The organism is Desulfonatronospira thiodismutans ASO3-1 (assembly GCF_000174435.1).
GTDB lineage: Bacteria > Desulfobacterota > Desulfovibrionia > Desulfovibrionales > Desulfonatronovibrionaceae > Desulfonatronospira > Desulfonatronospira thiodismutans.
Genome location: NZ_ACJN02000002.1, coordinates 755333 through 778134, shown reverse-complemented (window position 1 = coordinate 778134; position 22802 = coordinate 755333). Strand labels below are relative to the sequence as shown.

The window sequence follows — 22802 nt, the reverse complement described above, 5'->3', positions numbered from 1 at the left end:
ATTTTTTGCTTTCTTATGAGCTCAACTCCGAAAGTTGAGGTATTAACCAATGACAACTGTAGATATGAACAGATTTAATTTTCTGATTGCATCTATCCAGGATATGCAATCAACCATAAGGGCTGTGGATACAAAGCTCACTGCCATATTGGTAGTATTAGTATTGCCTGTGACTCAGTCACAGGTGTTTGCCAAATCCTTGTCCCATACTTGGTCTCAGGCTGGTACTGGTTGTAAAGTGATTATTGCAGGTTTGGTAATAACTTTTGCTTTGTTTTGGCTAGCAACATTTGTATCAAGTATACTGGGACTTTGGTCAAGTAACAATCCGGCAAAGATGGTCAGTGGTGCAAATAAAGTCAACGGATCATTTTTTCTCGGCGGAATTTACCACTTTAAATGGTGGCATGGGTTTATAAAAAATCAAAACATTAAATCTAAAATAAGTATTAGCGAATGCCTTGAAAATTTACCGGATGAAAACTCAATAATTGATGAGCTTGTATTTGAACAAATGAAGCTCGCATACATAAGGGATAAGAAAATCAGTCATCAAAAGGCGGCCTACCACTGTCTTATAGGTGGTTTAATCTTCGGCTTTTTTGTTTGGCTAATACTTTTTGAAGGATTGATATCATGAGTGATAATTTTAGTTTTGATTTGCTGTACAATTACACAAATCGAAATATCAGCAGATGCCTTGACCAAGCTCAAAAGATTCAATCCAAATATTCCAAGACTGCTTATCCTGGTTATTCCAGAATGGTTCCAGGTGAATACAAAGAAGGTTTTTTTTCAACATTATTCCTGGATATCAGGGAATCAACTAAAAGAACTATTGATTTAGGACCGGAAAAAACATTATTGTCCATGCAGGCTCTGTTGCCCTCCCTGGCACGGATTGTATCTGAATTGGATGGTTTTGTAGTTGAATATCCTGGTGATGGGATTATGGCCCACTGGGACGGAGCGAAACTTGGCAATGTTGAAGCTTTGAAATTGTCTATAAAAGCAGCTGGCTGGATGGATGACTGTGTGGGGAGAATAGTTAATCCCATACTGGCAGATTATGGGATAGAACCTTTACTTTGTGGTATTGGTGTGGATGCAGGCAACATAATCATCACAAAAGTCGGCAACCCTGATTTTATCTCATCAAAGGCCTTCGGCCCCTCTATAAATCAAGCAGCAAAACTATCAAGCAGCATGTTTAATTCCGGCGATGATGTGCTTATCGGAAAAAGTGTTTTGGAAAGCTCGATACCCAGAAGTGGCCTGTCCGAATATTTAAACCCTTATTTCAGCAATTTCTATACATTGCTAACAGATATAGGATGTTACTATCATCTTGATAAATTAAAACATCATTTTTTGCTGCCTGATCCGCGTTCCAAAGAGCATTGTGGATCGTTCAGAGCAAGAACATTGGGGCAGTCTCTTGGATTAAGATTTTATGCAGATCACAACTATTACAAAAAAAAGGGCTTCGGCCTAGGATTAGGTTAGCAATGTCTACACCTGATAACCATGCAGATATACACAAACTTGTCGAAAGTGAGCTTGATAAGGCTGAACTAATTTGGGAGCAAGTTTCCCGACACCTTGATTTCAGTAAACGAGCCTCACTTAAGGCTTTGCTTGAAGATTCAATTCCGACTCAAATACCTGGTTATCCATACCTTGAGGACATGAAGCCAAAGGTGGATTACTTTATTGCCCTAGTTGCGGATATGCGTGATTCAAGCAAGCATCTGCTTGAAGCAATCAGTGCAAAAAAGGCCAAAGTCAGCCAGTTACAGCGCGTTTTTTATGAAACCTCTGCTTTGCTCCCTGCCCTGGCTAAAACGGTTTCTGACCATGATGGCAAGGTAACAGAATATCTCGGGGATGGAGTTCTGGCCCTTTTTAGAGCCTATGGAGAGGACAGAGAAACATCGATAAGACAGTCCTACAGAGCCGCATCACAATGCCTGTCCGTAACCCATGAAGTGGTCAACAATGCTCTTGAAAAAAGATATAGCCTCCCACCTTTGCAGATTGGTATTGGGATGGCCATGAGTCAAGCGGTAGTGACACTTGTCGGTCTTAAAGAGTATGTCCAGCCTAAGGTATTCGGTGAGTGTGTTTTCAGAGCCTCTAAGCTTTCAAATGGCAACGATGAGATTCATGTTGATGAATTTTTATATCAATCCTGGCCAATAGGGAAAAAAGGCATGCTTAATTTCAAACGGACGATCAAAAACGGAGTAAACGGATACCTACTCGAAAGATCCGGTCCATCATAGGGAAGCATTCAGGGGTAAAATTTAGCAGCTCAGCAGTGCATTGCATAGCTTATTACCCCCTGAATGCTTACCCTGATTCCGTGAACTTGTTGCATAAACATTGCAGTAACAATGCAGTTTTTTGTTGACTTTATCCATAAATTTCAGTAGGTTCCATCACTAATGCAACTTTTTTGAAACTGCACCCAACAGGTGATGGAGGCTACAATAATGAAGATATCTAAAGTGGTTAATAAGGATGACCTGCAGACAGGCCCGGCCGGCCTGATTTTGCTGGGCGAAATGGTCAGGGCGATAGAACTGGACAAAATAGCTAAAGCCATTACTTCCGGTAATCCCCAGATAACCGCGGCAGATATCCTGAGAACTATGATCGGCCTTTTGAGCCAGGGCAAGTCCGACTTTGACCACGCCAAAGCTGTTATCGGTGACGAGTTCTTTATGAACTCCATGAGCATTGATCGTGTACCTTCTGCTGAAACCTACAGGCAGAAGTTTTAGGAGCTGGCTTTGAATAAGGATCTGGAGACTATTCTGCCCGAGCTTTCCATCAAACTCTGGAAAAAGTCCGGGGTAGAAAATGAATACATCAAGAAGGACCAAAAGAAGTGGGTGCGTGTGGACATTGACCCGGTCATCTACGACAATGCCGACACCAAGAAAGAAGGTGCTGCCTATACCTACAACAACCAGTTCGGGTTTTCTCCTGTTTTTGCTCATTTTGCCGGGGGCTGGATGATCAATGCCAAGCTCTATCCCGGCAATTTTTCTACTCATAGCCGGGAAGCCATAGACTTTGTCCTGCAGAGCCTTGGTTTTGCAGACAGGATGGTCGAGGAGACCAAGCTCCTGGTGATGGATTGTGGCTTTGACAATCAGCAGATGCTTCAAAACCTTTGGAATCGCCCGAATACCGACTTTCTGATCAAGCACAATATAAGACGTGAGAGCCTTGAAAACTGGCTTGAAGTAGCCAAGGAGAAGGGAGAGCTGGTATTTTCGGATGAGAAGAAAGGATATGACCTGTATCGAGGCAGCACTTATCGCCACATTGACGGCTGCGATGAGCCTGTGCGCCTTGTTTTCGAAGTCCGGGAAATCTTCAAGAAGAAAGGGCAGCTTTTGCTCATGCCCCAGGCCAAGGTGTTCAGTGTCTGGACCTCTCTTGACCAGGCCTTTTCTGACAAGGAAGTGCTCAAGCTCTACCGGATGCGGGGAACCAGTGAGCAGTTTCACTCCGAGTTCAAGTCCGAGATGGACATGGAGCGCTTGCCCTCGGGAAAGTTCCAGGTGAACAGTGCCTTTTTGCTTATGGGCATGCTGACCTATAATATGCTCAAGGTTGTTGCAGAGGACATGGTAGTCCAAAAGGCCCTGGGACTTAAGAAAGCCACCAGGCGCAGAATCAAGACCGTGATGACCAGTGTGGTCTTCCTCTCCTGCCGTCTGGTGAAGCATGCCCGGCAGCTGATCCTGCAGCTGGGATGTTCCAGGCCGTGGTTTGACTGGTTCGCCTCGCTGTTCACACGTCTCAAGCAGGCGTAAGGCCAGGAGGAGGCGCATGGATAAAACACCCAGGGAGTAGTGGGTCCAAAATCTGGAAAAATATGAATATTTGAGGCTTATCATGCTTATTTATCGCTAAGTGCCCTGTTTTTGCCCATTCCGGAAGGCTCGGATGGACCGTAAACGCCCTCTCGGAGGGCTGCGCAGGGGTCTATGTATATAACGTCACGGATTCAGGTGAAATGCTAACGCCAACCATCAGCGGCGCGCGCCTTTGGCGCGTCCGCTGAATGGTTTTGTTGGACGAAGCCGCTACGCGGCAGACAAGGCCAAGGTGACCTTCTTTGGCCATAATGAACATGTTGTAATCTCACGGCATTCGGTAATGGGTAAGAAGTGGCGGAGCAAAGGGAGCCGCCGCATCAACCATTACCAAGGAGGTTACAATGAACACCGCCATGCCGCAAGATCCCCATTTCAACAAGAAGTATCAACAACACCTAAAATGCCTCAAGCTGGGCGGGCTACAGCCCAAGACCATCGACGCCTACGCCAGGGCGATCCGGCGTATCGGCAACTATTTCGATGGCAAAGTTGACGACCTCTCATCCGAGCAGTTGCTTGATTATTTCACGAAACTCCTGGACACGCATTCCTGGAGCGCGGTCAAGCTCGATCTCTAGGGGCCTGAAGTTCTTACCGTGGTGGACGAATTGTTAATTGTCCATATTGATTTTTCTTAAAAGCACATGGATTGTCGCAAGATAATAATAAAACATCCAACTCAACCATAGGGAAGTATCATAATCCGTCTTTTGTTTTTCATTATGGTGGCGGATGCCAAAGTTATTAGCCAAATTGAATAAATCCTTTTCATCCTCTTTGGTAAGGATGCTTTTTACTTTTGGCCTCAAATATTCAAGGACATCAGCTAAATCACGAACAGCCTGTCTCCTATCATCCATTGTAGACCCATGCCGCCTATATCTCAGAATGGCCGAGCTTATTCTGTCCGTTACATTCTGATCCTGAGAAGGAATATCTGCTTCAAATATTTTTTCAAATCCTACTTCAGGCTTGTGAAGGATCTCACCTTTCTCAGATAGTTCAAAAGTTTTAGAATACATATTTAGGAGTTCATTGATTTTTTGTCGAAATTCAGATTGGCCTTCAATTTTATTGAATGTTTCCCAATGCATACCACAGTTATTCCAATTGTGATATGTACCATCTACAGGTTTAGAGACATGAATATGCAAAAATTCAATAATGTCAAACAGATCATCCTCAGAGTATTGCTTAATATGTTCATCAATTGGCCACAAGTTTTTCTTTCTAATTTTTAATAATATTTCTAAGTCAATATCTACTATTTTGCCTGGAATATAATCTTGATCAACAACAATAAAAGCCAAAGCTTTCATCAAAGAACCCATCCCTTTTGAACTGGTAAAAAACCCTCAAAAACAGCTCACTGAGTTCTATCAACGAAAAACCTTCTGTGTTTTTGTTTTTTCCTGTTCTAATTGAATAAAATTTATGTTCAGGCATGAGTATTATTCCTGAAACTTAACGCTCCGCATAACCGGCTGGCAATGGAGCGCAGCGGAATTGCCAGTCCGGGTTAATGCGGTTGTTAGGGGCAAGCTTACCTGAAAAATGCATCTGGCAGCACCTTGCACGCCGAAAAATTGAACTGAGTAAGAAAAGTCATGGAAGGTGCTTTAGAGGTCGCCTGGCTCAAGACTTCATATACCGCGCCACTCTGTGATGAATCGAGACCGCCAAGTCGCTGAATCCTTCCTGACAACGCTCGTATGTTATCTGAGATATGATCGCCCGATTCGGGAAACGCGTGGGCGCGCTCGCCGTGAATGTACTCATTTACTGCATTAACCATGACTCTTTCATACGCAGCCCCAGTTGCTTCCGAAAGCGCTCGTTTGACGTTCGGGTTTGATTTGAATAGCGATTCCATAGTCCGTTCCAACCGAAGTGCAACGTCGCCACATAATCGCGATATTTTATCGTGTTCGTCAGGTGTGCTGTACTGGTGCAATAAAATCAATTGCCAGAGGCATTCGTAATAGGCGCGTAACTCGGCATATATAGGGCCAATATTAGACGCGATTCGCGGATCAGTATGCAATAGGTTATGTGCTGTATGCGTAGCATTGATCAACGTAAAGCATACGAGCATGTCTGGTGATGCCTTGTCTCGACCAAGAGTATCGTCACCCATTCTGAGAAACGCCTCAGTCATGTTCGCCAGCCAATCAGAAAGCTGTAGCGATTCCGGTGTGCGCTTAAATATTTTCCCGAAAAGGCTCATCCGTTCTTCTCCTGCTCATCACTTTGCCACGACATCTGGCCAATGCCGCCCCTAACGTTTGGGTTAACCGGCGCCGCCACTGAACTCGCCCGGCTTTGCCGGCCCGGAGTTTACCCGGCGTCCGGTTGAACCCTTTGTTAGCACTGCGAGCAGAGAAACTTGCTGAGCTTCCGACATACTGTGTCCAGTTCTTTTTGCCATTCTTCTCTATCCAAGTAAATCAATGGCCCACCTCCTCCGGACGTAGCTTCGACAAGTAGGCGATGAGCGTCCATCCTGGCCTTCTTTTCTGCGACCTCTTGGACAGCCCAGCCACCCATGGCGTGGAGTGAAGCGCTATATCTCTGCTGCGTGGACTTCGACTTCTGATCAAGTTCGGCCCAGCACCAGAATTTTTGAAAAATTCTCACCAGTTCGCCGGAAATCTCACGCTCTTCCGCCGGGGAAAGCCCGTAACTCCAGTCTTTGATCCACGACTCAGTAGGTTGCATTTGCCTTCAAGTGCTAACGTTTGAGTTCAGGGGCCTTGCGCAGCTTTATGCGCAAGATCCCCTGCAACGAAAGGTTAGACCTCGCCTTTATTCCGGAAGCCACGAATGACCCACCCAATAGCGGAACCGAGTATGTAGAGAGCCAATACAGGGATGGTCCACCAAGCCGCAGCTTGAAATATGAAAGTTGTCCGGTCATCACGAAGGTGCTCGGCATCACGTTTAATTCTTTCGTCCAAAGTAGAGAAATCGGCTTTCCCACCGAAGGTTGTGCGAATACGTTGAATAAGCTCGGCGTCCGAAAGGTCGCCGTATGCTTCGGTTCGAATCTCCGCGGCACCTCGCTTTAGATTACTTAGCGCGTCAAGCTCAGCCCGTTCGTTTCCGAGGGTGCGAGCAGCATCTACTTGTGCTCGGAGCGCCAAGTCAATGGCAACTTTCGCTCTCTCTGCTTCTAAGCGAGCACCATCGGGAAACATTGCTGCCCCAACTACGCAGACAACGATAAAATAGATACCGGCCGCCACAACCCAGAGACGCTGCCATCCATTCAGTTTCAGTTTCACAACGCACTCTCCTGGCGAGGTCTAACACTATGATAAGTAAATTTTATTTACCATGCCCAATAAGTCACTCAAAATCAACCACCAATTCTATCTACCAGACCCATCACCAGCAAAGGCCAGGCAATGGTCGCATCCGAATAGATCTCAGCATATTTTCCACCTTCGCTTTCCGGTACAAACTTGCCCCAGGAAGTCCCTTCCTGGTTTGTGCAGCCGGAAAGCCCACCCCAATGAACAGGCTCGGGGCATATCCTGATGCCGTAATGGAATCTACGCTCAGGCAGATCCAGATCAAGTCTCTGGCTTGCAATCTCCATAAACGGCCCCACCTGCTGCGCCCAGTTCCTGGGGACACCGCCGCCTATGGTGAAGATGCCGATTTTCTTAGCCTCGATAATTTTGTTGGTATAGCTCAACAAATCCAGGAAGGGATTGAATGAATAATCAAGGACCTGGCTTGTGGCTCCTTTCAGGCCCTTCTTCTTGATCATGTGAGTGGCAATATCCAGGGCCAGCTCAGAATCTGTAAAGGCTTGAATGTAAACAGGAACACCGTTTTCATAGGCGCTTTTGAGTATTCCCGGCCCCTGGACATTTTCAGCTAGTGTCATGTCAATCACCAAATGTCGGATAAAGCCTATGAAGCTTCACCCGTGCATTTTCTGCGGTAAATTGCCAGTTAACTTGAGCGGTATTGTTGTTTCTCATGTTTTGCCAGGCTGAGACTTCCTTTCTTACTATTTCTATATCGTCTATGCGGCGATTAAGGCATTGTCCATGAAGTACATTTAGTTCAATCTCAGCAATGTTCAACCAGCTTCCATGCTTGGGGGTGTATACAAAATCAAATCTGTCCCATAACGATTTAGCCTGATCAGGTGGAAAGGTGTCGTACAAAGAACCTGGACCATGAGTATTTAAATTGTCCATGACCAGGGTAATCTTCTTGGCTTCCTGGTATTGCTCATCAATATCTTTTAAAAAGAAGGCCCAATCCTGTTTGGTTTTCCTTTCTGTAATCTTTACGAGGCGTTTCCCAGCCAGGGGCTCAAAAGCAATAAAAATATTGCAGACTCCGCAACGCTTATATTCATAGTCATGCCTTGCTGGTTTTCCCGGCGAGGCTTTAATCGGTGTTCTTTTTTCTGAAATAAGTTGCTTTGGGGATTCATCCATGCACACCACTGGATAAAGGGGATCAAAAGATCTTTTATAGATATCCAATACATGTTCCATGTGGGCCACGAAGTTGCCGTTCTGCTCCGGAGGAATCACCCAGCCTTTGCTTTCTTTGGGGTCGGACCTAACCATCATCCTTAAATATCAGGATAAACCCAATGAAATCCAGCAATGCTTCAACGCGAAGCGTTATTTCACCGGGTGAATGTCCCGAATTAGCCTGTTTTCAGTCACGCGTCCTGCCACGCGCTTCGCGTGGTTCGCGTGATTAGAAGCCCCTTTTTACCATCAAAAACATCATTATAAGCCAATACAGGCTCTTTCAGAGTATATGACCCAGTCTTGCTTACTTCATGAACTCTTCTGCCACAAGCTCTTCCGCCAAGCATTTCCTTTATCTTTTCTACAAAATCCTTACAGCCTACTGCAACACCTTCAGTCCAGTCGGCTTGCCTTGGAGTTCTCTCATCCAATGTTGTCTGAACCCATCCAGACTAAATCCCTGATAAACCATCATCGATATCCAGGAGTTTTTGCAAGAGATCCCTGTTGATAAACCGGCATCTTTGCTGGGGCTCGACTATTTCAGGGTATCCCCCGTGACTCCACTCATTGGGATGCTTAACCACTCTGGACCTGACCATATTCAAGTCTATATAGACCAGACATCGAACAAGGTGTTCATCAACATCCACTGCTGTAGCGTGATACCTGTCTTCCCAGAAAGCCCCCTTACGCTTCTTCCTTTGATTGTATTCCTGGCCTGTCCTGCCAGCTATCAATTGTAGCGATCTGGGTATAGCATCTTTGTCTTCATGACCGTGTACCGGCAAGTGAATATGACCTGTCCCGTTAAATTTTTACCCCGTGAAGCTTTCTTTTGCTTTACTGGGGCCGAAGGACAGCGCAGCGCATTTAACTGGGATTCGAGGTAACCGTATAGTTCAATACCTGTAGCCCATACCTTTTTTTGGCTTCAAACAACCATTTTACCCATGTGCTACGGTCCTTGGCGAATTTAAGCAAGAATTCCTTTTTATGGCATCTATGGGTAATATGCCATACATGATCAGGCAAAAAATATCTGTTGGCTCTGGGCATATTTGCTTACAACTGGTTTTTGAGCATCGAAATGGGCGTTCTAAGGCCAATTTTAGACTATATAGAGGATATTTATACAATCAACTCAATAACTTGATTAGGTCCGACCCCAAATCTTCCTCATTTTATTGACAAAATCCTTCACACCGCACCGGCTGCAATCGCTCGTGTAGTTTTCTTCAGGAAGCGTCCTTATGCAAAGCTCATACACTCCCCCATAGGAAGGCACAAAAAGCGCAAAATCATCAAAGTCAGATCCCGTGTATTCAAACCTTGACCCTGGAGAAATTTCAACGCAGCCGACATTTGGGTATGTAGCTTCGATTTTCCCCTGTTCAGAATCAAGGCTTAGATCGAACTTGCCCGTCTCCTCATCAAGCTTAGCATTAAAAGTATCATTCTCATCCATTTCAACAGTAATGCCATCAAGGGTAAAAGAATTATCATCAGTTGAACTTGTGACGCTGGCTTCGGTTATAGCTCCATCTTTTGTTTTAAAATAACTATCTTTAACATCAGTAAAAAGTGTGCCGTCGAGAAGTACGGCTTTGGCCTCACCTATGCTAAACTCATCGCCAGAGCTTTCGTAGCTATCGGCGTAACTAACAAACTCATCATCGCTATCGATTGCATGCCCCTCATCCACATAGATATTACCGCCTGATTTTTGAATACCATGGCCTTCAACTATCTTATGACTTTCTGTCTCCCAATAATCAGCATAGTCAATAGTGTAGTCGCTTCCTTGCCAGTTCATTCCCTCTAAGCCCTGTCCGCTTGAGATGTCTCCTTCAGGGGTTTGATGCTCAAGTTCATCGGCTGATGGGATATTGCCTTCCATAATCTCTGTTATATCCATTTCTCCGCCGCCGATTTCATTGCCATTTTCATCAGTTATCGCACCAGGAGCTAACAATGCTTTTTCACCCCAAGACATTGTAAACTTGCCCTCATTGATAGTGTATCCATTATCAAGGGTAATATCTTCAGTGTTTCTTCCATTCAGCCCGTTTTCTACCAGAAACTCAAACTCTTCTTGTGTAGTAAACTCAAGCTCTTTATCAAAGCCAGGTGGTACCTCACCATGTTCCATCATTTCTTTTGCTGTTGTGAAATCTTCTGGGTCTTGGGTTTCTTCTCCGCCTCCGGGTGCAATAGCCAAGGATGTGATTAGAAGAAAACTTACAAATAGAGCAATTATTAATTTTATATTCATACAGATACTACAATACAATATAAATATAAAAAGATTTTTGTTTTAGTTTAGTCTATAAAGTTTTTTGGAATATGTTTATAGTAGTCACCTATCTTTCCATCAAGATAATCAAAAGTCACTATGCCACCCTGCATATGCCAGTTTTCAGGCATAATTTCAGTTCCGCTACCAAAGTCCTTTGATTCGTAAAAGAGTAGTGATGGTGTTTTTTCTACTGGGTACTCCGAAGTCACATGGTTATATACATTCCTTGGTGTTGTATTTCTGTCACTTAGTTTATATGCACAAAACTTTATTTCTGGAAACTTTTCGTGTAGTGTTTTAGTTAAGGCGACAAGTCCTCTGGAAGGATTAACTCCATCTGTGTTAGGGTTGTCTGTATAAAACAACACCATTGTCGGTTGGTCGGCTTGTTTGACTTCCCTTTGATAATTATGGTCGTTGACTTTTGTGTAGTTTGTTCCTGCTAATGTTTCTTCAACTGGTTGGTTCATCCACTGTTTCAGTGTTGCATCGTCTGGGCGTTGGTAGTTTTGGTTAGTTTGTGCGAAAGCTTTTGCTGGGGCTAAAGCGTTGGTTAGGTTTTCTAAAGCACTTGCTTTATAATCAGTTTGAGCTGTTTCTAATTGTGCGTTTTCTTGTGTAGTGTTTTGGTATTCAGAATTAACTTTATCTCCAATAGTTCCATATGCTAGCATTCCGCCTAGCACAAGAGCTGGAATTGTTGATTTTTTTGTAGGTTTTTCCATGTTCAACCACCTTTTATTATTTCGTTATTAAGGGAAATATTTAATGATATAAATATGGTATTATTTAAAGCTTTCGCTTTTGTTGTTACTTGAAAGTGTCGATAAATTTCAAGAAGTTGGTTTTTGGCTTAATGTCATTTCATAATCGTACTGGAGCCTTGTGCTCCAGGGCTGCATCTCCGTGGCTGCGGCGGAAAATGTAGGTATTGTTGAACTTGTGATTGTCAGCTTCCATTGAATAATTTCCAGAAGCATCAATCATATTTCTAAATATATCATCCTCAAACACAGAAGGCTTTTCATACTGATAGATTCCGTTAAACTCAGCTGTTTTATTGACAAAATCCTTCACACCGCACCGGCTGCAATCGCTCGTGTAGTTTTCTTCAGGAAGCGTCCTTATGCAAAGCTCATACACTCCCCCATAGGAAGGCACAAAAAGCGCAAAATCATCAAAGTCAGATCCCGTGTATTCAAACCTTGACCCTGGAGAAATTTCAACGCAGCCGACATTTGGGTATGTAGCTTCGATTTTCCCCTGTTCAGAATCAAGACTCAAGTCAAACTTGCCCGTCTCCTCATCAAGCTTAGCATTAAAAGTATCATTCTCATCCATTTCAACAGTAATGCCATCAAGGGTAAAAGAATTATCATCAGTTGAACTTGTGACGCTGGCTTCGGTTATAGCTCCATCTTTTGTTTTAAAATAGCTGTCTTTAATGTCAGTAAAAAGTGTGCCATCGAGGAGTACGGCTTTGGCCTCACCTATGCTAAACTCGTTGCCAGAGCTTTCGTAGCTATTGGCGTAACTAACAAACTCATCATCGCTATCGATTGCATGCCCCTCATCCACATAGATATTACCGCCTTTTTTTTGAATACCATGGCCTTCAACTATCTTATGGCTGTCTGTCTCCCAATAATCAGCATAGTCAATAGTGTAATCAGAGCCCAGCATTGAAAACCCTCCAATACCCTGTCCGCTTGAGATGTCTCCTTCAGGGGTTTGATGCTCAAGTTCATTGGCTGCAGGAATATTGCCATCCATAATCTCTGATATATCCATTTCTCCGCCGCCAATTTCATTGCCATTCTCATCAGTTATCGCACCTGGAGCTAACAATGCTTTTTCACCCCAAGACATTGTAAACTTGCCCTCCTTGATAGTGTATCCATTATCAAGGGTAATATCTTCAGTGTTTCTTCCATTCAGCCCGTTTTCTACCAGAAACTCAAACTCTTCTTGTGTAGTAAACTCAAGCTCTTTATCAAAGCCAGATGGTACATCACCATGTTCCATCATTTCTTTTGCTGTTGTGAAATCTTCTGGGTCTTCGGTTTCTTCTCCGGCTCCGGGTGCATCACCCCAACCTGAGACAGCAATAGATATAGAAACTATACATAACATTAAGACAATAAAAAGTTTAAATGTTTTCATGAATAAATATAATAAAAAAGAATATATTTAAATTTTGCTTTTATTTGTTTTTACTTATTTCAATCAAGCATATTTCTTTTAATTGGCTCATAAAAAGATTCTATTGTGTCAGTCAATAAGTCAAAGTTTTTTATGCCACCATTAAATGCATGTCCCTTTTCAGTTCCACTTCCAAAGTCTTTCTCTTCGTAAAAGAGTAGTGATGGTGTTTTTTCTACTGGGTACTCCGAAGTCACATGGTTATATACATTCCTTGGTGTTGTATTTCTGTCACTTAGTTTATATGCACATAGTTTTATCTCTGGAAACTTTTCGTGTAGTGTTTTAGTCAGAGCAGTTAGTCCGGCGGAAGCTTCGCCTTGTGCATTATAAAACAACACCATCACCGGCTGGTCGGATTGTTTGACTTCCCTTTGGTAATTATGGTCATTAACTTTTGTGTAGTTTGTTCCTGCTAGTGTTTCTTCAACTGGCTGGTTCATCCATTCCTTCAGCGTTGCATCGTCTGGGCGTTGGTAGTTTGTTCCTGCGTGGGCTTTTGCTGGGGCTAATGCGTTAGTTAAGTTTTCCAGCGCACTTGCTTTGTAATCGGTTTTAGCTGTTTCTACTTGTGCGTTTTGTTGTGTAGTGTTTTGGTATTCAGAATTTACTTTGTCTCCAATAGTTGCGTATGCTAGGAATCCGCCTAGCACAAGGGCTGGAATTGTTGATTTTTTTGTAGGTTTTTTCATAGTTAACCACCTTTTATTATTTCGATATTAAGGGTAATATTAAATGATATAAATATGGTATTATTTAAAGCTTTCGTTTGCGTTGTTACTTGAAAGTGTCGATAAATAAAGAGAAATGAGGTCAGGGGTTTAAGCAGTCGTTTCTTCCAGCAGCCTATCCTCAAACACAGAAGGCTTTTCATATTGGTAGATGCCGTTAAACTCGGCTGTTTTGTTCTTGTAATCAACAACCCCACAATTATTGCAATCGGAATCAAAATCTTCATTTTCAAGTGTTCTAATGCAAAGCTCATACACTACCCCATAGGAAGGCACAAAAAGCGCGAGGTTATCGAAGGCATCGCCTACGTATTCAAACCTTGAGCCCGGAGAAATTTCAACGCAGCCGACGTTTGGGTATGTGGCTTTTATTCTCCCCTGGTCTGAATCAAAGGTAAGGTCAAACTTGCCTGTTTCTTTATTGAGTTCTACATAGAAAGTATCATTTTCATCCATTTCAACAGTAATGCCTTCAAAGGTAAAGGAATTATCATCAGTTGAACTTGTGACGCTGGCTTCGGTTATAGCTCCATCTTTTGTTTTAAAATAACTATCTTTAACATCAGTAAAAAGTGTGCCGTCGAGAAGTACGGCTTTGGCCTCACCTATATTAAACTCGTCGCCAGAGCTTTCGTAGCTATCGGCGTAATTAACAAACTCATCATCGCTATCAATAGCATGCCCCTCATCCACATAGATATTACCGCCTTTTTTTTGAATACCATGACCTTCAACTATCTTATGACTGTCTGTCTCCCAATAATCAGCATAGTCTATAGTGTAGTCAGGACCATCCATTGAAAACCCTTCAATACCCTGACCACTTGAGCTATCTCCTTCTGAAGATTCAAAGTTTAGTTCATTGGCTGCAGGAATATTGCCATCCATAATCTCTGATATATCCATTTCTCCGCCGCCAATTTCATTGCCATTCTCATCAACTATCGCACCTGGAGCTAACAAGGCTTTTTCACCCCAAGACATTGTAAACTTGCCCTCCTTGATAGTGTATCCATTATCAAGGGTAATATCTTCAGTGTTTCTTCCATTCAGCCCGTTTTCTACCAGAAACTCAAACTCTTCTTGTGTAGTAAACTCAAGCTCTTTATCAAAGCCAGGTGGTACCTCACCATATTCTATCAATTCTTCTACTGTTGTGATGTCGTCGATGTGTTCGTCGGTTTCTGCTCCTCTGTCCTCTGTCATAGCAAAAACAAAATATGTAGAAAATATGAAAACGAATAATACAATCTTAAATACAAAAAATATATTTTTCATAAAATTGATAATAAATAATTAAATATAAATAATTTTTCATTAATCAATGAATTGTTTGGGTATTGCTTCGGAGTAAAACTCTATTTCTCCTTTGAGAAAATCCAGTGTTTTAATTCCACCATGAAGCTGAGATAGATATTCAGTTCCGCTTCCAAAATCTTTTGTATCGTAAAAAAGTAATGACGGAATTTTTTCAAGCGGATATTTATTGCGCATTTCATTAACTTTGCTCATGTGCACTCCACTACCATCAGTAACTTTATATGCACATAGTTTTATCTCTGGAAACTTTTCGTGTAGTGTTTTAGTCAGAGCAGTTAGTCCGGCGGAAGCTTCGCCTGCATTCGTATAAAACAACACCATCACCGGCTGGTCGGATTGTTTGACTTCCCTTTGGTAATTATGGTCATTAACTTTTGTGTAGTTTGTTCCTGCTAACGTTTCTTCAACTGGCTGGTTCATCCATTCCTTCAGCGTTGCATCGTCTGGGCGTTGGTAGTTTTGGTTAGTTTGTGCGAAAGCTTTTGCTGGGGCTAAAGCGTTGGTTAGGTTTTCTAAAGCACTTGCTTTATAATCAGTTTGAGCTGTTTCTAATTGTGCGTTTTCTTGTGTAGTGTTTTGGTATTCAGAATTAACTTTATCTCCAATAGTTCCATATGCTAGCATTCCGCCTAGCACAAGAGCTGGAATTGTTGATTTTTTTGTAGGTTTTTTCATAGTTAACCACCTTTTATTATTTCGATATTAAGGGAAATATTTAATGATATAAATATGGTATTATTTAAAGCTTTCGCTTTTGTTGTTACTTGAAAGTGTCGATAAATTTCAAGAAGTTGGTTTTTGGCTTAATGTCATTTCATAATCGTACTGGAGCCTTGTGCTCCAGGGCTGCATCTCCGTGGCTGCGGCGGAAAATGTAGGTATTGTTGAACTTGTGATTGTCAGCTTCCATTGAATAATTTCCAGAAGCATCAATCATATTTCTAAATATATCATCCTCAAACACAGAAGGCTTTTCATATTGATAGATTCCGTTAAACTCAGCTGTTTTATTGACAAAATCCTTCACACCGCACCGGCTGCAATCGCTCGTGTAGTTTTCTTCAGGAAGCGTCCTTATGCAAAGCTCATACACTCCCCCATAGGAAGGCACAAAAAGCGCAAAATCATCAAAGTCAGATCCCGTGTATTCAAACCTTGACCCTGGAGAAATTTCAACGCAGCCGACGTTTGGGTATGTAGCTTCGATTTTCCCCTGTTCAGAATCAAGACTCAAGTCAAACTTGCCCGTCTCCTCATCAAGCTTAGCATTAAAAGTATCATTTTCATCCATTTCAACAGTAATGCCATCAAGGGTAAAAGAATTATCATCAGTTGAACTTGTGACGCTGGCTTCGGTTATAGCTCCATCTTTTGTTTTAAAATAGCTGTCTTTAATGTCAGTAAAAAGTGTGCCATCGAGGAGTACGGCTTTGGCCTCACCTATATTAAACTCGTCGCCAGAGCTTTCGTAGCTATCGGCGTAATTAACAAACTCATCATCGCTATCAATAGCATGCCCCTCATCCACATAGATATTACCGCCTTTTTTTTGAATACCATGACCTTCAACTATCTTATGACTGTCTGTCTCCCAATAATCAGCATAGTCAATTGTGTAGTCAGGACCATCCATTGAAAACCCTTCAATACCCTGACCACTTGAGCTATCTCCTTCTGAAGATTCAAAGTTTAGTTCATTGGCTGCGGGAATGTTGCCATCTACCAAATCAGAAATATCAAACTCCCCTGATATTCCTGTGCCATCTTCTAAAACAATTCCCGGAGGGTCTGGTCTAACATTTACCTTTTCACTACCTATACTAACGCCACCTTCCTTAAGGATTGCAGTTCTGCCATCAGCCAATGTTATCTCTGTATCCTCGCTGGGAGAACCAGTAAGACCATGCTCAACCATATGAAAGTATTCTTCCTCAGAATTAAAGTTGAGATCATCAAATTCTTCTAGAGGAATGCCTGATTCCATCGCTTCTTTTACTGTTTTGATGTCGTCGATGTCTTCTGTATCTCCGTCTCCACCCATTCCCCCTAATACTATGTTTAAAGTTAATATAAGAGTTAATATACATAGTAGGAAAATATAGAGTTTTTTAACCATACAATCTCATTATAATATAATAAATATAAAAAGATTTTTGTTTTAATCAAGTAGATATTTTGGAGTTACTTCATAATAACGGTCAATTTCATCTTTTAACAAATCTAAAGTACTGATACCTCCTTTAAATTGGGCCAAAAACTCTGTCCCGCTGCCAAAGTCTTTCTCTTCGTAAAACAGCAGTGCTGGTGCTGATTCAAGCGGATAGTTTTGTTGTAGTCTTTCAAACTCTGGACGTGAAATAGATTCGCTATCTGTTAGTTTATATGCACATAATTTAATTTCTGGGAATTTTTCATGTAAAGTTTTTGTTAAAGCAGCCAATCCTGTTGATCCTTCTCCTTGATTAGCATAAAACAAAACCATCACCGGCTGGTCGGCTTGTTTGACTTCCCTTTGGTAATTATCATCATTAACTTTTGTGTAGTTTGTGCCTGCTAATGTTTCTTCAACTGGCTGGTTCATCCATTCTTTCAGCGTTGCATCATCAGGGCGTTGGTAGTTTTGGTTAGTTTGTGCGAAAGCTTTGTTTGGTGCTAATGCTTGGGTTAGGTTTTCCAGAGCACTTGCTTTGTAATCAGTTTGAGCTGTTTCTACTTGTGCGTTTTGTTGTGTAGTGTTTTGGTATTCAGAATTTACTTTGTCTCCAATAGTTCCATATGCTAGCATTCCGCCTAGCACAAGGGCTGGAATTGTTGATTTTTTTGTAGGTTTTTTCATAGTTAACCACCTTTTATTATTTCGATATTAAGGGAAATATTCAATGATATAAATATGGTATTATTTAAAGCTTTCGCTTTTGTTGTTACTTGAAAGTGTCGATAAACTTTAAGAAGTTGGTTTTTGGCTTAATGTCGTTTTATAATCGTACTGGAGCCTTGTGCTCCAGGGCTGCATCTCCGTGGCTGCGGCGGAAAATGTAGGTATTGTTGAACTTGTGATTGTCAGCTTCCATTGAATAATTTCCAGAAGCATCAATCATATTTCTAAACAACCCATTCTCAAAAGCCGAAGGCTTTTCATACTGATAGATGCCGTTAAACTCGGCTGTTTTGTTCTTGTAATCAACAACCCCACAATTATTGCAATCGGAATCAAAATCCTCGTTTTCAAGTGTTCTAATGCAAAGTTCATAAACCCCACCAAAGATTGGAACAAACATTGCAAAATCATCGAAGTCAGAGCCAACGTATTCAAACCTTGAGCCCGGGTAGACTTCAACGCAGCCGACGTTTGGGTATGTAGCTTCGATTTTCCCCTGTTCAGAATCAAGGCTTAGATCGAACTTGCCCGTCTCCTCATCAAGCTTAGCATTAAAAGTATCATTCTCATCCATTTCAACAGTAATGCCATCAAGTGTAAAAGAATTATCATCAGTTGAACTTGTGACGCTGGCTTCGGTTATAGCTCCATCTTTTGTTTTAAAATAGCTGTCTTTAATGTCAGTAAAAAGTGTGCCATCGAGAAGTACGGCTTTGGCCTCACCTATGCTAAACTCGTCGCCAGAGCTTTCGTAGCTATTGGCGTAACTAACAAACTCATCATCGCTATCAATAGCATGCCCCTCATCCACATAGATATTACCGCCTTTTTTTTGAATACCATGGCCTTCAACTATCTTATGACTTTCTGTCTCCCAATAATCAGCATAGTCAATTGTGTAGTCAGGACCATCCATTGAAAACCCTTCAATACCCTGACCACTTGAGCTATCTCCTTCTGAAGATTCAAAGTTTAGTTCATTGGCTGCGGGAATGTTGCCATCTACCAAATCAGAAATATCAAACTCCCCTGATATTCCTGTGCCATCTTCTAAAACAATTCCCGGAGGGTCTGGTCTAACATTTACCTTTTCACTACCTATACTAACGCCACCTTCTTTAAGGATTGCAGTTCTGCCATCAGCCAATGTTATCTCTGTATCCTCGCTGGGAGAACCAGTAAGACCATGCTCAATCATGTGAAAGTATTCTTCCTCAGAATTAAAGTTGAGATCATCAAATTCTTCTAGAGGAATGCCTGATTCAATCGCTTCTTTTACTGTTGTGATGTCTTCGATGTTTTGGTCATCTCTGGCTCCGGGTGCATCACCCCAACCTGAGACAGCAATAGATATAGAAACTATACATAACATTAAGACAATAAAAAGTTTAAATGTTTTCATGAATAAATATAATAAAAAAGAATATATTTAAATTTTGCTTTTATTTGTTTTTACTTATTTCAATCAAGCATATTTCTTTTAATTGGCTCATAAAAAGATTCTATTGTGTCAGTCAATAAGTCAAAGTTTTTTATGCCACCATTAAATGCATGTCCCTTTTCAGTTCCACTTCCAAAGTCTTTCTCTTCGTAAAACAGCAGTGCTGGTGCTGATTCAAGCGGATAGTTTTGTTGTAGTCTTTCAAACGCTGGGCGTAATATGGTTTTACCATCAGAATGCTGATAAGTGCAAAACTTAATCTCAGGGAATTTTTCATTTAAAACCCTTGCTAAAGCTGCTAAGCCCGTTTGTCCGCCACTGTTTGTAGTGTCCTGTGGGTCAGCGTGGAATAAAACCATAACGGGTTGGTTTGCATTTTTTACTTCTCTTTCATAATTATTGTCATTAACTTTAGTATATTCAGTTCCTTGCAAAACTTGTTGAAGGGAATAATCGTTCATCCATTTCTTTAGTGTTGCATCGTCTGGGCGTTGGTAGTTTTGGTTAGTTTGTGCGAAAGCTTTGTTTGGTGCAAGGGCTTGGGTTAGGTTTTCCAGCGCACTTGCTTTGTAATCAGTTTGAGCTGTTTCTACTTGTGCGTTTTCTTGTGTAGTGTTTTGGTATTCAGAATTTACTTTGTCTCCAATAGTTCCATATGCTAGCATTCCGCCTAGCACAAGAGCTGGAATTGTTGATTTTTTTGTAGGTTTTTCCATGACAACCACCTTTTATTATTTCGTTATTAAGGGAAATATTTAATGATATAAATATGGTATTATTTAAAGTTTTCGCTTTTGTTGTTGCTTGAAAGTGTCGATAAATTTCAAGAAGTTGGTTTTTGGCTTAATGTCATTTCATAATCGTACTGGAGCCTTGTGCTCCAGGGCTGCATCTCCGTGGCTGCGGCGGAAAATGTAGGTATTGTTGAACTTGTGATTGTCAGCTTCCATTGAATAATTTCCAGAAGCATCAATCATATTTCTAAATATATCATCCTCAAACACAGAAGGCTTTTCATACTGATAGATTCCGTTAAACTCAGCTGTTTTATTGACAAAATCCTTCACACCGCACCGGCTGCAATCGCTCGTGTAGTTTTCTTCAGGAAGCGTCCTAATGCAAAGCTCATAAACCCCACCAAAAGTTGGCACAAAAAGCGCGAGGTTATCGAAGTCAGAGCCAACGTATTCAAACCTTGAGCCCGGGTAGACTTCAACGCAGCCGACGTTTGGGTATGTAGCTTCGATTTTCCCCTGTTCAGAATCAAGACTCAAGTCAAACTTGCCCGTCTCCTCATCAAGCTTAGCATTAAAAGTATCATCTTCATCCATTTCAACAGTAATGCCATCAAGTGTAAAAGAATTATCATCAGTTGAACTTGTGACGCTGGCTTCGGTCTTTAGGGTCGGACCTAACCATCATCCTTAAATATCAGGATAAATATCCCAAAACAGCCTATTTTCGGAGCTTAGAAGCCCCATTTTACCCTCAAAAACATCATTGTAAGCCAATACAGGTTCTTTCAGTGCGTACATCCCTGACTTGCCTACTTCATGGACCCTGCGGCCGCAAGCTCTGCTGCCAAGCATTTCCTTGACCTTTTCGACAAAATCTTTGCAGCCCACTGCAACACCTTCAGTCCAGTCGGCTTGCCTTGGAGTTCTCTCATCCAATGCTGTCTGAACCCACCCAGAGTAAATCCCTGATAAACCATCATCGATATCCAGAAGTTTTTGCAAGAGATCCCTATTGATAATCCGGTATCTTTGTTGTGGCTCGACTATTTCAGGGTATCCCCCGTGACTCCACTCATTGGGATGCTTAACCACTCTGGACCTGACAATATTCAAGTCTATATAGACCAGACATCGAACAAGGTGTTCATCAACATCCACTGTTGTAGCGTGATACCTGTCTTCCCAGAAAGCCCCCTTACGCTTCTTCCTTTGATTGTATTCCTGGCCTGTCCTGCCAGCTATCAATTGTAGCGATCTGGGTATAGCATCTTTGTCTTCATGACCGTGTACCGGCAAGTGAATATGACCTGTCCCGTTAAATTTTTACCCCGTGAAGCTTTCTTTTGCTTTACTGGGGCCGAAGGACAGCGCAGCGCATTTAACTGGGATTCGAGGTAACCGTATAGTTCAATACCTGTAGCCCATACCTTTTTTTGGCTTCAAACAACCATTTTACCCATGTGCTACGGTCCTTGGCGAATTTAAGCAAGAATTCCTTTTTATGGCATCTATGGGTAATATGCCATACATGATCAGGCAAAAAATATCTGTTGGCTCTGGGCATATTTGCTTACAACTGGTTTTTGAGCATCGAAATGGCCGTTCTAAGGCCAATTTTAGACTATATAGAGGATATTTATACAATCAACTCAATAACTTGATTAGGTCCGACCCCAAATCTTCCTGATTCCGGTCTTTTTTCCAGTGAATATTGGGCTTGTCCCGGAGAATGCCTGCCCCCTTTTTGCTAAAGCGGGCCTGCCCCGCAACCCAATAAAGAAAAGAGCTTTTTTGACAGGATTAACAGGATTAAGAGATTGATTAAGAGAAAAATTATTTTGTCCTGGCCGGAAGCCAGGCCAAAAAGTTATCCTGCGGAACGTGTCAATCCTGTTAATCCTGTCTAAATTTCTTGTTTTTTGTGACAGGGTTTCTACGATAAGTCACTAACGTCGCCTATGGTCATGAAGGGGCGGATGTTCAGACGGACACCATCGTTGAGGTCCGGGTTCCAGCCTATGGGCTGTTTTTCAAGGGGTTTCCAACGGACAAATATATCGTATGGATTTTCTCCCTCGAGTATCAACTCAAGTTTCTTTTTCAGGCTCTCTGCCAGGCACAGGGCCATGGAGGTATCATCAGTCCACTGGCCCGGACGCAGATTAAACGGTCCTCCCCCGACCATATCTCTGAGTGGTTCAAAACCGCCCCTGGGCATGAACTCTACAGTGGTGCCCACGGCATCACCGGCAGCCAGGCCTGCAAGGCAGCCCCGGAATCTGTCTTGTGTGGTCATGATTAATCAGGAGATCCAATATATATTATTACGTGTATCTGAGCCAGGCTACAGCCTCACTCTTTGGATTTATAAGCGATTTTTTTGCCCTGTGTAGTAATTAATAGCATCATCAAGCTCCATATCAGCCGGCGGTAAAAGATGAACGTTCATTTTTTATATCTTTGCCTGATTTCGTTCATACTTACAGGATGTATCCTACCTTCTTTATAGGCTTGATAACGCCGCTCCGACTCTTCAATCAATTTTTGTTCTACTTCGGGATCGGGCTTGTCCAGGCTGTCAAAGATGAACTCGGCTAAACGCACTCGCTCAACTTCATTGAGTGCCAGTATTTTTTCTTTTATTTCTTTTGTAACCATATGAACCTCGATTAATTTTCAAGACAAGATTTTGATTGCATAATAGTCTTTCTCTTGAAGGATACCTGAAAAAAACTGGGCTTAAAATGTGAGAGTTTCCTTATTTTCCCATGTGTCAGGATAGTTGTCGCCTCG

At 42.1% G+C, this 22802-nt stretch carries 25 protein-coding genes and 2 pseudogenes; 5 read left to right on the top strand and 22 right to left on the bottom strand.

Annotation, left to right across the window (positions count from 1 at the left end; all coding sequences use genetic code 11):
* The first annotated feature begins 64 nt into the window (after positions 1-64).
* The 5 genes and pseudogenes from DTHIO_RS09755 to DTHIO_RS09730 all read left to right on the top strand — a co-directional run bounded on the left by DTHIO_RS09755 (position 65) and on the right by DTHIO_RS09730 (position 4474).
* A complete protein-coding gene (locus tag DTHIO_RS09755) occupies positions 65-640 on the top strand; it encodes a Pycsar system effector family protein (RefSeq protein ID WP_208596395.1) in 576 nt (191 codons plus the stop codon).
* Positions 637-1506: an adenylate/guanylate cyclase domain-containing protein gene (locus DTHIO_RS09750; RefSeq protein ID WP_008870130.1), complete on the top strand. Its 870-nt coding sequence runs from the start codon at positions 637-639 to the stop codon at positions 1504-1506. The genes DTHIO_RS09755 and DTHIO_RS09750 overlap by 4 nt, the downstream gene beginning before the upstream one ends.
* A gap of 2 nt (positions 1507-1508) precedes the next feature.
* Positions 1509-2285 carry an adenylate/guanylate cyclase domain-containing protein gene (locus DTHIO_RS09745; RefSeq protein WP_008870129.1) on the top strand — a complete coding sequence of 259 codons (777 nt, stop codon included), beginning with the start codon at positions 1509-1511 and terminating at the stop codon, positions 2283-2285.
* Positions 2286-2495: 210 nt separating this feature from the next.
* Positions 2496-3830: pseudogene (locus DTHIO_RS09735) on the top strand (IS1380-like element ISDth1 family transposase).
* Positions 3831-4237: 407 nt separating this feature from the next.
* Positions 4238-4474, top strand: a complete 237-nt coding sequence (locus tag DTHIO_RS09730) for a phage integrase N-terminal SAM-like domain-containing protein (protein ID WP_008870128.1) — start codon at positions 4238-4240, stop codon at positions 4472-4474.
* A 33-nt stretch (positions 4475-4507) separates the two neighbouring features.
* On the opposite strand, the gene DTHIO_RS09725 is transcribed toward DTHIO_RS09730, so the two are convergent.
* From DTHIO_RS09725 to DTHIO_RS09625, 22 genes and pseudogenes are all read right to left on the bottom strand, one after another.
* Complete coding sequence (locus DTHIO_RS09725) at positions 4508-5215, bottom strand: hypothetical protein (protein WP_008870127.1); 708 nt, start codon at positions 5213-5215, stop codon at positions 4508-4510.
* Between the two features lie 224 nt (positions 5216-5439).
* Positions 5440-6123 carry a hypothetical protein gene (locus DTHIO_RS09720; RefSeq protein WP_008870126.1) on the bottom strand — a complete coding sequence of 228 codons (684 nt, stop codon included), beginning with the start codon at positions 6121-6123 and terminating at the stop codon, positions 5440-5442.
* A gap of 137 nt (positions 6124-6260) precedes the next feature.
* Positions 6261-6614 carry a hypothetical protein gene (locus DTHIO_RS09715; protein WP_008870125.1) on the bottom strand — a complete coding sequence of 118 codons (354 nt, stop codon included), beginning with the start codon at positions 6612-6614 and terminating at the stop codon, positions 6261-6263.
* Positions 6615-6688: 74 nt separating this feature from the next.
* The gene (locus DTHIO_RS09710) at positions 6689-7180 is read right to left on the bottom strand and encodes a hypothetical protein (protein WP_008870124.1); all 492 of its coding nucleotides are present in this window, start codon (positions 7178-7180) and stop codon (positions 6689-6691) included.
* A 74-nt stretch (positions 7181-7254) separates the two neighbouring features.
* On the bottom strand, positions 7255-7791 hold the full coding sequence (locus DTHIO_RS09705) for a deoxyhypusine synthase family protein (RefSeq protein WP_083803970.1): 537 nt from the start codon (positions 7789-7791) through the stop codon (positions 7255-7257).
* Between the two features lies 1 nt (position 7792).
* Positions 7793-8476: pseudogene (locus tag DTHIO_RS09700) on the bottom strand (IS630 family transposase); the annotation flags it as partial.
* 113 nt (positions 8477-8589) lie between these two features.
* Positions 8590-8832 carry a hypothetical protein gene (locus DTHIO_RS22395; RefSeq protein WP_244156350.1) on the bottom strand — a complete coding sequence of 81 codons (243 nt, stop codon included), beginning with the start codon at positions 8830-8832 and terminating at the stop codon, positions 8590-8592.
* A 21-nt stretch (positions 8833-8853) separates the two neighbouring features.
* Complete coding sequence (locus DTHIO_RS22390) at positions 8854-9192, bottom strand: hypothetical protein (RefSeq protein ID WP_244156311.1); 339 nt, start codon at positions 9190-9192, stop codon at positions 8854-8856.
* 365 nt (positions 9193-9557) lie between these two features.
* Complete coding sequence (locus tag DTHIO_RS09690; protein WP_008870122.1) at positions 9558-10676, bottom strand: hypothetical protein; 1119 nt, start codon at positions 10674-10676, stop codon at positions 9558-9560.
* A gap of 47 nt (positions 10677-10723) precedes the next feature.
* The gene (locus tag DTHIO_RS09685; RefSeq protein WP_008870121.1) at positions 10724-11425 is read right to left on the bottom strand and encodes a hypothetical protein; all 702 of its coding nucleotides are present in this window, start codon (positions 11423-11425) and stop codon (positions 10724-10726) included.
* A 139-nt stretch (positions 11426-11564) separates the two neighbouring features.
* Positions 11565-12863 (bottom strand): hypothetical protein, encoded by a 1299-nt coding sequence (locus DTHIO_RS09680; protein WP_008870120.1) that lies wholly within the window; start codon positions 12861-12863, stop codon positions 11565-11567.
* A 59-nt stretch (positions 12864-12922) separates the two neighbouring features.
* Positions 12923-13594, bottom strand: coding sequence for a hypothetical protein (locus DTHIO_RS09675; RefSeq protein ID WP_008870119.1), 672 nt, complete (start codon positions 13592-13594; stop codon positions 12923-12925).
* Between the two features lie 129 nt (positions 13595-13723).
* Positions 13724-14911: a hypothetical protein gene (locus tag DTHIO_RS09670; RefSeq protein ID WP_008870118.1), complete on the bottom strand. Its 1188-nt coding sequence runs from the start codon at positions 14909-14911 to the stop codon at positions 13724-13726.
* A 39-nt stretch (positions 14912-14950) separates the two neighbouring features.
* Entirely contained in the window at positions 14951-15628 is a 678-nt protein-coding gene (locus DTHIO_RS09665) for a thioredoxin domain-containing protein (protein ID WP_008870117.1), read from the bottom strand.
* Positions 15629-15767: 139 nt separating this feature from the next.
* Positions 15768-17069: a hypothetical protein gene (locus DTHIO_RS09660; protein ID WP_008870116.1), complete on the bottom strand. Its 1302-nt coding sequence runs from the start codon at positions 17067-17069 to the stop codon at positions 15768-15770.
* A gap of 42 nt (positions 17070-17111) precedes the next feature.
* On the bottom strand, positions 17112-17789 hold the full coding sequence (locus DTHIO_RS09655; RefSeq protein WP_008870115.1) for a YbbN family protein: 678 nt from the start codon (positions 17787-17789) through the stop codon (positions 17112-17114).
* 139 nt (positions 17790-17928) lie between these two features.
* The gene (locus DTHIO_RS09650; RefSeq protein ID WP_008870114.1) at positions 17929-19233 is read right to left on the bottom strand and encodes a hypothetical protein; all 1305 of its coding nucleotides are present in this window, start codon (positions 19231-19233) and stop codon (positions 17929-17931) included.
* Positions 19234-19292: 59 nt separating this feature from the next.
* Positions 19293-19988 carry a thioredoxin domain-containing protein gene (locus DTHIO_RS09645; protein WP_008870113.1) on the bottom strand — a complete coding sequence of 232 codons (696 nt, stop codon included), beginning with the start codon at positions 19986-19988 and terminating at the stop codon, positions 19293-19295.
* 138 nt (positions 19989-20126) lie between these two features.
* On the bottom strand, positions 20127-20603 hold the full coding sequence (locus tag DTHIO_RS09640; RefSeq protein WP_008870112.1) for a hypothetical protein: 477 nt from the start codon (positions 20601-20603) through the stop codon (positions 20127-20129).
* A 93-nt stretch (positions 20604-20696) separates the two neighbouring features.
* On the bottom strand, positions 20697-21305 hold the full coding sequence (locus DTHIO_RS09635) for a transposase (RefSeq protein WP_244156349.1): 609 nt from the start codon (positions 21303-21305) through the stop codon (positions 20697-20699).
* Between the two features lie 637 nt (positions 21306-21942).
* Positions 21943-22305, bottom strand: a complete 363-nt coding sequence (locus DTHIO_RS22030; protein WP_040417538.1) for an ADP-ribosylglycohydrolase family protein — start codon at positions 22303-22305, stop codon at positions 21943-21945.
* 149 nt (positions 22306-22454) lie between these two features.
* Positions 22455-22667 carry an addiction module protein gene (locus DTHIO_RS09625; RefSeq protein WP_008870111.1) on the bottom strand — a complete coding sequence of 71 codons (213 nt, stop codon included), beginning with the start codon at positions 22665-22667 and terminating at the stop codon, positions 22455-22457.
* Positions 22668-22802: the final 135 nt, after the last annotated feature.